Source organism: Enterococcus sp. DIV0901a (genome assembly GCF_051711525.1).
GTDB classification, from domain to species: Bacteria; Bacillota; Bacilli; order Lactobacillales; family Enterococcaceae; genus Enterococcus_B; species Enterococcus_B faecium.
Map to the genome: position 1 here is coordinate 731,543 of NZ_JBIOMW010000001.1, position 14,190 is coordinate 745,732.

General features: G+C 37.5%; 12 protein-coding genes. 11 read left to right on the forward strand and 1 reads right to left on the reverse strand.

The window, feature by feature from the left end; genetic code table 11:
• Positions 1–50 precede the first annotated feature (50 nt).
• The 6 genes from IGL70_RS03415 (at position 51) to IGL70_RS03440 (ending at position 6,806) form a co-directional block, all read left to right on the forward strand.
• Positions 51–1,610 (forward strand): helix-turn-helix domain-containing protein, encoded by a 1,560-nt coding sequence (locus tag IGL70_RS03415; RefSeq protein ID WP_016925810.1) that lies wholly within the window; start codon positions 51–53, stop codon positions 1,608–1,610.
• A complete protein-coding gene (locus IGL70_RS03420; RefSeq protein WP_002323810.1) occupies positions 1,607–2,971 on the forward strand; it encodes an NAD(P)/FAD-dependent oxidoreductase in 1,365 nt (454 codons plus the stop codon). Before IGL70_RS03415 ends, IGL70_RS03420 begins: the two co-directional genes overlap by 4 nt.
• Before the next feature lie 170 nt (positions 2,972–3,141).
• Positions 3,142–4,212 carry an ABC transporter permease gene (locus IGL70_RS03425; protein ID WP_002296464.1) on the forward strand — a complete coding sequence of 357 codons (1,071 nt, stop codon included), beginning with the start codon at positions 3,142–3,144 and terminating at the stop codon, positions 4,210–4,212.
• Between the two features lie 14 nt (positions 4,213–4,226).
• Positions 4,227–4,895: an ABC transporter ATP-binding protein gene (locus IGL70_RS03430; protein WP_002295078.1), complete on the forward strand. Its 669-nt coding sequence runs from the start codon at positions 4,227–4,229 to the stop codon at positions 4,893–4,895.
• 19 nt (positions 4,896–4,914) lie between these two features.
• Positions 4,915–5,493, forward strand: coding sequence for a TetR/AcrR family transcriptional regulator (locus tag IGL70_RS03435; RefSeq protein ID WP_002306167.1), 579 nt, complete (start codon positions 4,915–4,917; stop codon positions 5,491–5,493).
• A gap of 401 nt (positions 5,494–5,894) precedes the next feature.
• Positions 5,895–6,806 carry an N-acetylmuramoyl-L-alanine amidase family protein gene (locus IGL70_RS03440; protein ID WP_002300433.1) on the forward strand — a complete coding sequence of 304 codons (912 nt, stop codon included), beginning with the start codon at positions 5,895–5,897 and terminating at the stop codon, positions 6,804–6,806.
• A 377-nt stretch (positions 6,807–7,183) separates the two neighbouring features.
• On the opposite strand, the gene rnhC is transcribed toward IGL70_RS03440, so the two are convergent.
• Positions 7,184–8,101, reverse strand: a complete 918-nt coding sequence (gene rnhC / locus IGL70_RS03445) for a ribonuclease HIII (RefSeq protein ID WP_002296459.1) — start codon at positions 8,099–8,101, stop codon at positions 7,184–7,186.
• Between the two features lie 201 nt (positions 8,102–8,302).
• On the opposite strand from rnhC, the gene zapA reads away from it, so the two are divergent.
• From zapA to uvrC, 5 genes are all read left to right on the forward strand, one after another.
• Positions 8,303–8,740, forward strand: coding sequence for a cell division protein ZapA (gene zapA / locus IGL70_RS03450; protein WP_002295087.1), 438 nt, complete (start codon positions 8,303–8,305; stop codon positions 8,738–8,740).
• 58 nt (positions 8,741–8,798) lie between these two features.
• Positions 8,799–9,347, forward strand: coding sequence for a CvpA family protein (locus IGL70_RS03455; protein WP_002295088.1), 549 nt, complete (start codon positions 8,799–8,801; stop codon positions 9,345–9,347).
• 114 nt (positions 9,348–9,461) lie between these two features.
• Positions 9,462–11,822, forward strand: a complete 2,361-nt coding sequence (locus IGL70_RS03460) for an endonuclease MutS2 (RefSeq protein ID WP_104873928.1) — start codon at positions 9,462–9,464, stop codon at positions 11,820–11,822.
• Positions 11,823–11,908: 86 nt separating this feature from the next.
• Complete coding sequence (gene trxA / locus IGL70_RS03465) at positions 11,909–12,223, forward strand: thioredoxin (RefSeq protein WP_002290803.1); 315 nt, start codon at positions 11,909–11,911, stop codon at positions 12,221–12,223.
• 181 nt (positions 12,224–12,404) lie between these two features.
• Positions 12,405–14,183, forward strand: coding sequence for an excinuclease ABC subunit UvrC (uvrC, locus tag IGL70_RS03470; protein WP_002339007.1), 1,779 nt, complete (start codon positions 12,405–12,407; stop codon positions 14,181–14,183).
• Positions 14,184–14,190: the final 7 nt, after the last annotated feature.

The following is a 14,190-nucleotide window of genomic DNA, read 5'->3' on the forward strand; positions in this document are numbered from 1 at the left end:
TAGAATTTGTATGGATCTGTGATAACTGTCACAGATCCTCTTTTTCAAGGATGAGAAGGAAACTTCTGCTGTTAAAATCAGAAATGCTTGGAGGAGTGGACTTGGAACTTTTCAGTTTGCTTGAAAAAAATGAACAACGGCAAATCAAACTTTTCCAACTTTTATTAGAGGAAAAAGGAGAGGTTTCCGTTAATAACGTACTTACCCGCTTATCAGTTGATCGGGCTACCTTGAAAGAAGATCTGTTTTATTTACAAGCTAACTTGGAAAATATCAAACAATTGGAAATTGTTATCCAAGAAGGGAATATTTTATTAATCAGACATGGAAATATAGCAGCAGTCGATGTTTATTATCATTGTTACTTGCGCTATTCTACAAAATATCAGATACTTCTTTATCTGTTGGAAAATGGCTCATTTGATCGGCAGAAACTTGTCATGGAACTTAATATCAGTTCGGCTACTTTGTCTCGCAGAGTGAAGGAATTAAATGATTCTTTAAATGAGTTTCATCTGAAAATAAAAAGCGGGCGGCTGACCGGTCCAGAAAGTCAAATTCGTTATTTTTATTTCCAATTATTTTGGTTTGGACGTCCCTATCTTGAAAACAAAAAAGAATACAGTGATTTATCAGGAAACACTTTTTTAGATCTGCTGCAAAAAGAGTTTAGTTTTGCTATTACAGAAGAAGGACGATTGAAATTTGAAATATGGCTTTCCATTATGAAGAAGCGAATGCGCTGTACGAAAAAATCCAAACCAGATTATAGCAATCTTCCTGTTGGATTGTTTCAAACGACACAATTTTTATTGGACCTCCATACATTTTTGACCCGTTACTTCTTTCAATATGCCTTTCCTTGGAATCAAAATGAAACGTTGGTTTTTTATCTTTTCATGATCAGTAACTTTACATTAGATACACATAACTCGCATGTCCAGGAGTTTTTGATAAGCGAAAAATACAAAGACGACGTAGTAGCTCAATTGAATCGAACGTTTAAACAATCGATAGAAGAATATTTCTCTTTTTATGTTTTTCCAGAAGAGATTTCGCAAAAGATTGCGTTGACAGTGATGCAAAATCACGCTCATTTTGCCTATTTTAGAGGATGGATGAATATTTTTGGCCAAGAAGGATTAAAACAGCGGTTAACTGAAGTAGAAGATAAACAATTCCTGGTTTTATGTGAAAGATTGGTCAGACAAACATTTGCTATTGTTGATTTTACTGAAGTAGACGAGGAAAATGCCCGCTTTGAATTATTTGCTCGCTATGCATCTATTTTACGGACGCTGATCAAGCAGTTAGAATTACGTCTGCAAATTGCTTATGATCTTCCTTATGAAAGGCTAATGGCGGATATCGTGAAAGAAATCATCCAGGAACAATTGCTGAATACGATCAAATATGATTTAGTCGAATACGAGAAAGAAAAGCAGTATGATATCATTTTGACTAGCCAATTGAAAGAGTACCCGTCACAGAAGTCCGCTAAAGTTTTTGTATTCACTAGCAACGAATATAATTATGATTTCCCCTATTTGAACCAATTTTTAAAAGAATGTTATTTAGAAAAATTGAATTTAAGGATGAATAAAACATGAAAATCGTGATCATTGGTGCTTCCCATGCAGGCATCACAGCTGCCCTAAATCTAAGAAAACTTCAACCGAAAGCAGAAGTTTTACTGATCGATGAAGATCATAAAGATGGACTAGGCTATGTTTCAAATGGAATCAACCTTTATTTAAAAGGAAAGATACGTAGTTTAGCTGAAGTTGCCCATAACATGCGGACTCTTCAAGAAAGTGGGGCAAAACTGATCACCGAATGGAGAGTAACTGAACTTGATCCAGACAAACATCAGCTCATCCTCGCATCCAAAGAAGGAAAAAACGAGACCATAACCTATGATAAATTAATCGTAGCGACAGGTTCCTCTCCTGTCACCTTGTATAAACAAATTGAAGCTGAAAATGTCTACACCTATAAAAATCTAGTGCAATCTAAGCAAGTACTTGCCGCTTTAAAAGAAGCAAAAGAAGTAGTGATCTTCGGTGCTGGTTACATTGGATTGGAATTAGCAGATGCTTTGAGAAATAAAGGATACATTATTCATCTAGTTGATTATATGCCGAATGTTTTATCAAGATATTTCGATAAGGATATGATCAACAGTTTTCAAAATCAGCTGCAAACTAAGCAAATAAATTTTTATCCAAATGAATTCTTGATCGATTGGAAAAAATCAGAAGAGAAAGTAGTATCCGTACAACTTCTGTCTCAAACAATAAAGGCAGATATGGTCATTTTTTCTGCCCAAACTCGTCCTAATACGACATTGTTAAAAGAAAAAGTGGCTTTGTATGAGGATGAGACTGTGATAGTCAATGAATATCTGCAGACAAGTGATCCGGACATTTATGCGATTGGAGATATCGTCCCAGTCAGTTTTGACAAAAATAAACGGCATCTCTTTTTACCTTTAGTTACTCGAGCTGTACATATGGCAAGAGCAGTAGCGCTAACTTTGAGTGGTCAGCCAACCGCTTACGACCTCAGACAAAAGATAACAGCAGCAGTCATTATAGACTACTTTTTAGGAACTGTAGGGCTGACAGAAGATGAAGCGCCATTCTTGGAACAAAATACCGGTTCGTGTTCAGGAGAATTTGATCTATTTCCACAATACGATGAAGAAAATAAAACAGTAAATGCAAAGCTGATCTACCATCCGGATACATTAGAAATAATTGGCGGACAGCTGATAAGCCAAGAATTCTTATTATCAGATTTGAACCTGCTTGCGGATATCGTGAAACACAAAACTACGATTCCACAGCTAGCAGTTGAGGATTTTGGATTTCTGTCTGAATACACCTCTCGTTTTCACTACCTCAATGAGTTAGCTTTTAAAGTACTAGCTAAGAGAGCAAATAGCAATAGAGTAGATAAAAGACTGTGAGAAATATCACGGTCTTTTATTGTGTGGGGATATAATAAATATTAATCAATCGAGAATAAAAAATTCATATAATGAAATAGCGGAAGAATTTTTTGAGCATAATATTCGCCAAAAATTTATCAAGTGATAAAATTGTTGTATAAAATGATTATTTCAGGAGGAGGAGTTAAATGTTTTTAGCATTAAATGAAATTATGCATTCAAAGTTACGTTATGCGTTAGTTGCAGGGGTGATGTTTTTGATCGCCTACCTGGTATTTTTTTTGACTGGGTTAGCTTATGGCTTAGCTCAAGATAATCGAACAGCAGTCGACAAGTGGGAGGCAGATTCGATTGTGCTTTCGAAAGATGCAAATTCAAATTTAGGGATGTCCATGATTACTAAGAAGATAGCAGAAGAAGTCGAAGGTGGGAAAGTGGCGTATCTTGCCCAAACACCTGGAGTCGTGACTAGTAAAGACAGTACAGAAGAAGGAAAAATCAATGTTAGCTTCTTCGGTATCGATAAAAATCAATTCATCATGCCCAATCTTGTTGAAGGAAAAGCTTTTGATAACGATGATGAGGCAGTAGGCGATATTAGTTTGAAAGAAGAATATGGTCTAGCCGTAGGAGATACAGTTAAGTTATCTGGTAGTGACAAGACGTTTAAACTAACTGGCTTTACGGATCATGCCAAATTTAATGTCTCACCAGTTCTCTATACAACCATCAATGCTTACCAAGAAATCCGCTTCGAAAAAGAAGATACAAGTGAAAATGCACGGATTAACGCAATAGTTGTCAGAGGTAAAATCAGTAATTTACCTGAAGATTTAGAACAGATCAAAATTTCTAAATTCATCAATGAATTACCTGGATATAATGCGCAAGTATTGACTTTTGGATTTATGATCGGATTTTTGATCGTTATTGCGGCTATTGTGATCGGGATTTTCATTTATGTACTGACGATGCAAAAGATTAATATCTTTGGTGTAATGAAAGCACAAGGGATCACAGGAGGATTTATTGCGCGTTCTGTAGTGGCACAAACATTCATTTTATCATTTGTTGGTATTCTTCTTGGTCTATTAGGAACAGTGGGAACATCCCTTGTTCTACCTGATGCGGTTCCATTCCAAAGCAATTGGCTGTTTTTTGGCGTCATTAGCTTGTTGATGTTAGTAGTAGCTGTGTTAGGCGCACTATTTTCTGTTCGGACAATCGTAAAAATCGATCCGTTGAAGGCAATTGGATAAGAAGGAGGAAGAACATGAAAGCAATAGAATTTAAAGAAGTAGAAAAAAGTTTCCAAGATGGCGACCAAGTAGTTAAAGCATTGAAAGAAACAACCATGAGTATCGATAAAGGGGAATTTGTTGCAATCATCGGTCCTTCTGGTTCAGGTAAAAGTACTTTTTTGACTTTGGCAGGCGGATTGCAGACGCCTAGCAGTGGCTCTGTATTTATCAATGATCAAGAATTCAGTAATCAAAAAGAAAGTGAACGCGTTAAACTACGTTTTAAAGAAATTGGCTTTATTTTGCAAGCTTCCAATCTGGTTCCTTTTCTGACAGTAAAAAAGCAGTTATTATTAGTAGATAAGATTAAACATGAACATCGTCAAAAAGAAGCAAACGAATTATTTGAGCAGCTTGGCGTGGATAAGTTGATCAACAAGTATCCAGAAGAACTATCTGGTGGAGAACGGCAAAGGGTCGCAATCGCTCGTGCATTGTACAATGATCCGTCCATTATTCTAGCAGATGAACCAACTGCTAGTTTGGATTCAGAAAAGGCACGAGAAGTAGTCGATATCTTGGCAAAAGAATCAAAAGACAAAAATAAAGCAACGATCATGGTTACTCACGATACACGGCTGATTGACAAATGCGATAGAATATTTATGATGGAAGATGGTGTATTGAAAGAAAAAGAATAACCAAAAAGCAGGTGGAAAAATGATCCATCGATACAACAAAGATACACAGCAAAAAATTTTGAAAGAAGCGACTGACTTGTTTATGTCCAAGGGATATCTCGGCACTTCAACAAGAGAGATCGCACAAAAAGTTGGGATCACCCAGCCCAATCTCTATCATTATTTCGGTGATAAAGAAAAACTATATACGGCAGTTTTAGAAAACCACTTAAAAGATGTTGGAAAAGCTTTGAGAGAAATCGTTCAAACAAGCGAAACGGGATTTCAAGTAACCTTGACAAAAATGGCGCAGTTTTTGATTGAGACACATCTGGTCGATTTGTTTCTGATGCTTCACGATCTTGAAAGCAATCTTTCAAAGGAAACAAGAGATCATCTTTTCTTTCTATGGAAGAAAAATTATCGTGAACCTTTTGAAGAAATCTTTTCAGCAAACCAATCTGTGCTAAGAAATGGGATTTCAAAAGAAATCGCAGCAAGGCATTTTTTCTTAGTGTTAGCACCTTACATCACTCGGTCGAAAAGACCTGTGGAAGAACCGCTAAATGTGGCGCAATTGATCGATTTATATTTGAATGGTGTATTAGGAGAAGCGTAAAGCTGTTATATAGGGAGAAAAATAGTTAGGTGAAGAAGCAAGATATGACGAAGATCGTTATATCTTGCTTTTTTATATAGGTAGTTTTTCATAAATACAAATTTGTTATTCTCTCATGATTATCAGGGTATATTTTTATTTATTATGTCGGTGTTCCAGGAAGGGTTTTAATTTAATAACGAAGAAATTAATTGTTTGTAGAATGAAGGAAACTATTTATTGGGTAGATGAATCACCACGAATAGTCAAAAGGAGATTTCAGGATATGCCAAAAATGAAAAAAATCATTTTAGCAGTAATGTTATTTTCTACGGTTATATCTTTTACAGCCCCTTTTTTGCGTACTTAAGCTGATTTTAAGTTTTGACCCTTAGTCTGGATCTACGAGGTGAGAGTCAAGAATGAAAAAAATAATTGGAGCTTTTGTATTTGCAATCATTATCATTATTATCTGTTTTCAAATAGATGTTTTTGGTCAAAAAAAGATAGTTGGACAAACGGTCAGCAGCACGAACAGTACGGTTACAAAGGCAAAGGAATCATCTGATGACACAGAACAAGAGACATTAGTCAAAATCGGAAAAAATGACCGTACACTATATACAGATGACTCGCTAACTACCCCACTTGCAACTATAAACGGCGGAGAGCTGACGGAGTTTCTTTCTGAAACAAAAAATGCTTATCAAATCAAGACAAATGATGGCTATACTGGATATTTAGCCCTCGAAGATGGAACCAAAGTCACAAAGAATATACAAACAAAACCGGAAGAGCTATCTGATGCAGTGATTGTATTAGATCCTGGGCATGGAGGAAATGATACTGGGGCATTAAGCAATGATGAACAAACAGAAGAAAAAGATATAACATTAAGTACAGCCATAAAAGTAAAAAAGGTGCTAGAGGATGCTGGAGCAACGGTTTATTTGACCCATACTACAGATGAATTAGTACAGCTTGGAGATATATGCGACTACAGTGAAGAAAAAAAGGCAGATGTCTTTATCAGTTTACACGCAGACTCTACGGAATATGCGAATGAAGCAACTGGAATCACGACATATTATTACTATGGACAAGAGGAAACATTAGCACAGACAATTGCTGACTCCTTCACTGATCTGCCTCTGGATTCAAGAGGAATCTCCACTGGGAACTATCAAGTTCTTCGAGAAAATCTTCAACCTTCTATTTTAATCGAGATGGGTTATATGAATAATGATAGTGATTTAAAGGAATTAGTAACAGACAGTTATCAGCAGCAGATTGCTGCAAGTTTGACACAAGCATTGACCACTTATTTTCAGTAATAAATAAGCCCAGCCAAACAAAAATAGCTCCTCATATTTTTCGTTTAGCCGGGCTTATTATCGCAGATGCAAGCTTTTGAACACCGTTTAAGGAAGAGGTTGTGAGCCTGCCGTTTAACTCCGCGTCACAAGGAGCAATTTCAAAAAACAGCTTCTCATGTTTGATGACTATTGTGACTTGTGACCGAGGAGTTGGCATGAGAACACCGTTTAAGAAAAAGGTTGTGAAATCAATGTTTTGTTCTGAGTATTAGAGAAACAAACGGAAAAATAGTTCCTCATATTTTGCCGTTTGTTGAGCTAATACCGAGGATCAGATGATTGAACACCGTTTATTCGGAACAAGGGACTGTGACATGACTTTTGTCACAGTTCCATTATTTTTTTAGTAGCTTCAAAGCTTTTTCTGTATTGGCAAAATGAAGTTTGGCATATTTTTCAAGCATAGGCATGCCGCCTTTCTCCAATAGTTTTGCCGCTACTTGGTCAGATTTCGTTCCAGCTCCTGACGGAAGGGTGATTCCAGCTTCAGCTGATGCTTTGTGTAACTCTTCCAAAAAGCTGGCACGACTGATGATAGAAGCAGCAGCAACAGCTAAATGATATTGTTCTCCTTTAGTAACGAAATACAGTTTTTCTTGTAATTGATTTTTTTCTAAACGCGCATATTTTTTAAAATTTGCTTCCGGCGTAAACTGATCGATCAAAATCGCTTCTGGTTTTTCTGGCTCGATTTTTTTTAGCAGCAAATGGATCGCTTGATTGTGCAAAGCGACTTTCATCCGAACGGCATTGTATTTTGGCTGGATCTCATTGTATTTTTCTGGAGATAAGACAAGCAGTTTATAGGGGATGGTTTTTTTTAAGATGTCAGCAAGCTGGATGATTTGGCTATCTTTTAACTCTTTTGAATCTCTAACACCAAGTTTACGTAATTCTGCAAGCTGATCACGTTTCACATAAGCAGCACATACTGTTAGCGGACCGAAATAGCTGCCATTTCCGACCTCATCACTACCTAAAACGGATAATTGACTGATATTTTTTGGCAAAGAAGAGGCTGTTTTTGCTGGCTTGGCTTGTTTATCCTGTGCCTCCCCCCATTTATCAGCTTCTATTGCTGCATTCGTACCTTGAAACATCACTTTTCCGGATGTATAAGCGGTAATGGTCGTCCCGTCTTTTTTTGCAGCAAAGCTAGTATAAGGAATCTGTTTATTTAACAAATAAGAGCGATAGTATGCTTTCATTTGACTAAGTTGGTCGTTTGTTGCTTTGATAATGACGTTGCTCATAAAATTCTCCTCGTTTTTATACATAAAACTATACCGCAACTCACGACTTTTCGTTTTCTAAGAGATTGCGAGACATAGCATTTTTTTAAAGTTTATCATATAATAGTTAAGTATGTGAAAAATATTTGTGGAGAACGGTGAAAGAACCAACTTCATGGTACACTAAATAAAACTTTCATCAAATAGGAGGAAATGATTCGTATGGCGCACGAAAAAACACGCTACAAAGCGGTGATTGCCAACCAAACATATACTATTATCGGACGGGAAACCAAGCATCATATGGATATCGTAACGAAGCTGATCAATGAACAGTTAGCAGAATTGAAACAATTATCACCACAAATGGATAATGAACAAGCAGCAATCTTGATGGCTGTCAATGCGCTTTCGGATCAATTGAAGAAACAAGAAAGAATCTTGGAGCTGGAAGAAGAAACAGCAGAATTAAAGAAAAAAATGATCAAATTTACAGAGCTTGAAAATCGTGTGAAACGCATTGAAGCAATCGAGAACGAAGCTCGGGAAGTATTGAAAGAAAATGGTCAAGCAGATCATACCATTAAAAATCATGTGGAAGCACAACAGATTTTAAACGAGAAACGAAAAGGACAAATTAAACAAAAATCTTCTAATTAAGATCCTTTTATCAAAATAAGAAAAATTTAAAAAAAGTTAGAAGAGAAAGGAACGTAGCATGCTGAGTTTGCTGATTTTATTTTTATTGCTAATTGCGTTTTTTTCTGGAGCACGTCGCGGGTTTGCTTTGCAAATCATATTCGCGATTGGATATGTATTGTCATTTATTGCTGCCCAGCATTTTTACAAACCATTAGCAAGTCATTTGGAATTATACATTCCATACCCAGCTGTCACCCCAACATCAAAGTTAGCATTTTTTGATCAGGTATTTGCCTTTCACCTAGATGAAGCTTTTTATGCAGGAACTGCTTTTCTGATTATTTTGCTAATTGGCTGGCTGCTTACCCGATTTGTGGGGGTTTTTGTCCATGGATTGACGTATGTGCCGATCTTGAGACAGGTAGACTGGATTGCAGGAGGCATCCTGTCACTAATCATGGCTTACGTTACTATATTTTTGATTTTGCAGTTACTTGCCTTTGTTCCATTAGATGTGGTCCAAAATCAATTCGGCGAGCATAGTTTCGCTCGTTTTATCGTTGAGAGAACGCCATTTCTTACCAACAAGATGTATGAGCTTTGGGTAACGAATATTTTGAATTAAGGAAAATAGTGCTGGAAAATATTTCGTTTTTTGTACAGAGTAGTTTATTTAAGAAGGCTGCGTAGCGTATGTCCGGCACAGCTCTTTTTTCATAGTGAAAGATAAGGTGATAAAATGAATAACCGAATCCTTGAAACATTGGAATTTGAAAAAGTCAAACAGATGGTCAGACAATTTGTAGTGACTGCACAAGGAAAAGAAGAACTGGCAGAATTGGTACCAGTGAGTGAGAAACAAACGATCACAAACTGGCTTCAAGAAACTGAGGATGGATTGAAAGTGCAACGTCTGCGAGGCGGGATCCCTATACCTAAACTTGAAAATATCCGTCCCCATATGAAACGGATTGAGATCGGAGCAGACTTGAATGGAGTGGAGCTTGCACAAGTTTCCAGAGTATTGTCTACGACAAGCGAATTGAATCGTTTCATTGATGATCTTTCTGACAGTGAAATCGAATTTGCACGTTTGTATATGTGGGCAGATCAGTTAGTCACGATCCCTGTTTTGAGCCGCCGTTTAAAGGAAGCAATCGATGAAGACGGACGCGTGACTGATGACGCTTCTCCTGAGTTAAAGAGCATAAGACAGAACATTCGGCGAAGTGAACAAGCTGTTCGTGAACAGTTAGATGGGATCGTCCGTGGGAAAAATGCAAAGTATTTAAGTGATGCGATCATCACCATGCGAAATGACCGCTACGTTATCCCAGTCAAACAAGAATACCGCGGTGTATTTGGCGGTGTAGTCCACGATCAAAGTGCTTCAGGACAGACTTTATTTATTGAACCAAAACAAGTGGTGGATTTGAATAATCGTTTGCGTCAATACCAAATCGCTGAACGAAATGAGATTCAACGTATTTTAAGTGAACTTTCTGCTGAACTTGTTCCCCATCGTCAAGAAATCATCCACAATGCTTATGTGATTGGTAAAATGGATCTGATGAATGCAAAAGCACGATTTGGTAAAGAAGTAAAAGCCATCGTGCCGGGAATCAGTGAAGAAAATCATGTCGTCTTGAAACAAGCAAGACATCCACTGATCGATCAGGAAAAAGTAGTTTCTAATGACATCACAATCGGAAAAGACTATCAAGCCATCGTCATTACAGGACCTAACACAGGTGGGAAAACGATCACGTTGAAGACTTTAGGTCTGTTACAACTGATGGGGCAAGCAGGATTACCGATTCCTGCAGGTGAAGAAAGTCAAATCGGTATTTTTGAGGAAGTATTTGCGGATATAGGAGACGAACAGTCGATTGAGCAAAGTCTATCGACCTTTTCTTCTCATATGACGAACACTGTAGATATTTTATCAAAAGTCAATGAAAAAAGTCTGGTATTATTTGACGAGCTCGGTGCAGGAACAGATCCGCAAGAAGGTGCTGCTCTAGCAATCGCAATCTTAGATGATCTTGGTAAAAAGTCTGCTTATGTGATGGCAACAACGCATTATCCTGAATTGAAAGTTTATGGATATAATCGGGCAAATACGATTAATGCCAGCATGGAGTTTGATGTGGATACATTAAGTCCAACGTATCGTTTGCTGATTGGCGTTCCTGGACGAAGCAATGCGTTTGAAATCTCTAGCCGATTAGGTCTTGATACAGAAGTTATTGATGAAGCGAAGCAGTTGATGAATGATGAGAGCCAAGATTTAAACGAAATGATCACAGATTTAGAGAATCGCCGGAAAATGGCAGAGACCGAATATCTGGAAATGCGTCATTTTGTTTCTGAGGCACAAGAACTTCACGATGATTTGAAAGAAGCTTACAGCTATTTCTTTGAAGAACGTGAAAAAGAAATGGAAAAAGCAAAGAAAAAAGCAAACGAAGTCGTGTCAGAGGCGGAAGAAAAAGCAGAAAAAATCATTGCTGATATTCGTAAAATGCAACAGCAGATTGGGCAAGGAAATGTGAAAGAGCATCAGTTGATCGATGCAAAGACCCAATTAGCAAATCTACATCAAGAAGAAACTTTGAAGAAAAATAAAGTATTGAAGAAGGCGAAAGAACAAAAAACGTTGAAACCGGGAGACGAAGTGTTGGTTACGACTTACGGCCAAAGAGGGACGCTTTTACGTAAAAACGGGAATCAGTGGCAAGTAGAAATCGGTATATTAAAAATGAATGTGTCCGAAGACGAGCTGACGCCTGTTGCTCCTCAAAAAGAGCCGACACAACGAGTTATCCATGCTGTACGATCTGAATCTAGTAGTCACGTGCCGAATCAATTGGACCTTCGAGGAAAACGATACGAAGAAGCGCTAAGTGAGGTAGATCAATATTTGGATTCTGCCATTCTAGCTGGTTATCCTCAAGTGACTATTGTCCACGGAAAAGGAACAGGCGCACTTCGCAAGGGAATTACTGATTATCTTAAAAACCATCGGAGCGTCAAAAGCTTTGAGTTTGCACCGGCAAACCAAGGCGGAAATGGTGCGACAATTGTTAAATTTAAGTAAAACTTACTAAAGGTAAGCAGATGGTTCGCTATCCAAGTATAGAAATGCTATACTAGTCATAGATTTTAAAAATGGAGGTCTTTGATATGTCACAAGTAATTACAGATAAGACATTTAATGAAGAAACAGATAAAGGACTTGTATTGATTGATTTTTGGGCAACTTGGTGTGGTCCATGTCGTATGCAAGCACCGATTTTGGATCAGTTGGAACAAGAATATGATGAAGAAGAATTCAGAATTGCTAAAATGGATGTGGATGAAAATCCAGAAACTCCTCAACAATTCGGTATCATGAGCATTCCAACATTAATGTTGAAAAAAGATGGTCAAGTAGTAGAAAAAGCTGTTGGTGTTCATTCAAAAGAACAACTACGTCAAATGATCGATCAATATTTATAAAAACTTACAGCAAAAATAAGCTGAGGGTGGAACTGAATCCAGTTCCGTCCTCGGTTTTTTTGCGGTTGAGTTAAGGTTATTCAAATTAATATTTTTTGAGTATAATTACGTTGTCAGGCTGGATTGTTTTTTTGACAGACATGCTATAATAACTTTAATTGAATATGAAGGGGAGTACCAGATGAACGAACGAATCAAAAACAAATTAGCTTTACTTCCTGATCAGCCCGGCTGTTACTTGATGAAAGATAAAAATGGAACGATCATTTATGTCGGCAAAGCCAAAATATTAAAAAATCGTGTCCGCTCATATTTTACTGGCAGCCATAATACGAAAACGGAACGGCTTGTTAGTGAAATCGAAGACTTTGAATACATCGTTACAGAATCGAATATCGAAGCATTGCTCTTAGAGATCAATCTGATAAAGAAAAATGATCCTAAATACAACATTATGTTAAAGGATGATAAAACCTATCCTTTCCTTAAGATAACGAATGAAAAATATCCCCGTTTGGTGATTACTCGTAAGGTACTAAAAGACAAAGCACTGTATTTTGGACCATATCCTGATGTCGGTGCGGCGAATGAGACAAAGAAGATCCTCGATCGATTATTTCCTCTAAGAAAATGCAAACCTAGTCAGACGAAGGAGCCTTGTCTTTACTATCATTTGGGACAATGTCTGTGTCCTTATTATTTCGACGTAGATCCGAAAGTCTATACGAAAATCGTTGATGAAGTGAAAAACTTTTTAAACGGAGGACACGAAAAAATCGAGTCAGAGATCCATCAGAAAATGGAAAAAGCTGCTGAAAATATGGAGTTTGAAAAAGCTGCAGAGTACCGAGACCAGATCCGTGCCATTGAGACAATCATGACTCGCCAAAAAATGACAAATACTGATTTACTGGATCGAGATGTATTTGGTTATGCGATTGACAAAGGATGGATGTGTGTCCAAGTGTTTTTCGTAAGACAAGGAAAGCTAATTGAACGAGATGTTTCAATGTTTCCTTTCTATAACGAAGCAGAAGAAGATTTCTTGACTTACCTCGGTCAGTTTTATCAGGAAAATGAGCATTTTATTCCTAAAGAAGTCTTGATTCCTGATACGATCGACAAGCCAAGTGTAGAAGCTTTGTTAGCTACGAAAGTGCTGCAACCAAAACGAGGAGAAAAGAAAAAATTAGTTGAATTGGCGAATAAGAATGCCTCAGTTGCTTTGAATGAACGGTTTGATCTGATTGCCAGAAAACAGGAACGGACGATCGGAGCAGTTGAACGTTTAGGAAACGCGATGAATATCCCGACCCCAATACGTATCGAGTCTTTTGATAACTCTAATATCATGGGGACGAATCCTGTGGCTGCGATGGTCGTATTCATTGATGGAAAACCGGCAAGAAAAGAATATCGGAAATATAAAATAAAAACAGTCAACGGACCGGATGATTATGCATCAATGAGAGAAGTCATCTATCGCAGATATTCACGAGTGATTCGCGAAGGGTTGCCTTTACCTGATTTGATCTTGATCGATGGAGGAAAAGGACAAGTAGATGTGGCAAAAGATGTCTTAGAAAATCAATTAGGAATCGATATTCCTATTGCTGGCATGGCAAAAAACGATAAACATAAAACAAATGAGTTGCTATTCGGTACAGATTTGGCTGTAGTACCGCTTGAGCGAAATTCACCAGAGTTTTTCTTACTCCAGCGAATCCAAGATGAAGTCCATCGATTCGCAATCACTTTCCATCGGCAGCTACGCAGTAAAAACAGTTTTGCTTCCCGATTAGATGAAATTGAAGGGTTAGGACCAAAAAGAAAAAAAATGCTGCTTAAAGAGTTCAAATCGTTGAAAAATATCACAGCAGCCACGACAGAAGAATTACAAGAAATCGGACTGCCGAAAAATGTCGCACAAAACGTATTTGATAAATTACATCAGGAATGAGGAAAGG

Bases quoted from the DNA above. Each gene is read 5' to 3' on its own strand.
- IGL70_RS03415 (WP_016925810.1), top strand. From the start codon at position 51: ATGAGAAGGAAACTTCTGCTGTTAAAATCAGAAATGCTTGGAGGAGTG.
- IGL70_RS03420 (WP_002323810.1), top strand. From the start codon at position 1,607: ATGAAAATCGTGATCATTGGTGCTTCCCATGCAGGCATCACAGCTGCC.
- IGL70_RS03425 (WP_002296464.1), top strand. From the start codon at position 3,142: ATGTTTTTAGCATTAAATGAAATTATGCATTCAAAGTTACGTTATGCG.
- IGL70_RS03430 (WP_002295078.1), top strand. From the start codon at position 4,227: ATGAAAGCAATAGAATTTAAAGAAGTAGAAAAAAGTTTCCAAGATGGC.
- IGL70_RS03435 (WP_002306167.1), top strand. From the start codon at position 4,915: ATGATCCATCGATACAACAAAGATACACAGCAAAAAATTTTGAAAGAA.
- IGL70_RS03440 (WP_002300433.1), top strand. From the start codon at position 5,895: ATGAAAAAAATAATTGGAGCTTTTGTATTTGCAATCATTATCATTATT.
- rnhC (WP_002296459.1), bottom strand. From the start codon at position 8,101: ATGAGCAACGTCATTATCAAAGCAACAAACGACCAACTTAGTCAAATG.
- zapA (WP_002295087.1), top strand. From the start codon at position 8,303: ATGGCGCACGAAAAAACACGCTACAAAGCGGTGATTGCCAACCAAACA.
- IGL70_RS03455 (WP_002295088.1), top strand. From the start codon at position 8,799: ATGCTGAGTTTGCTGATTTTATTTTTATTGCTAATTGCGTTTTTTTCT.
- IGL70_RS03460 (WP_104873928.1), top strand. From the start codon at position 9,462: ATGAATAACCGAATCCTTGAAACATTGGAATTTGAAAAAGTCAAACAG.
- trxA (WP_002290803.1), top strand. From the start codon at position 11,909: ATGTCACAAGTAATTACAGATAAGACATTTAATGAAGAAACAGATAAA.
- uvrC (WP_002339007.1), top strand. From the start codon at position 12,405: ATGAACGAACGAATCAAAAACAAATTAGCTTTACTTCCTGATCAGCCC.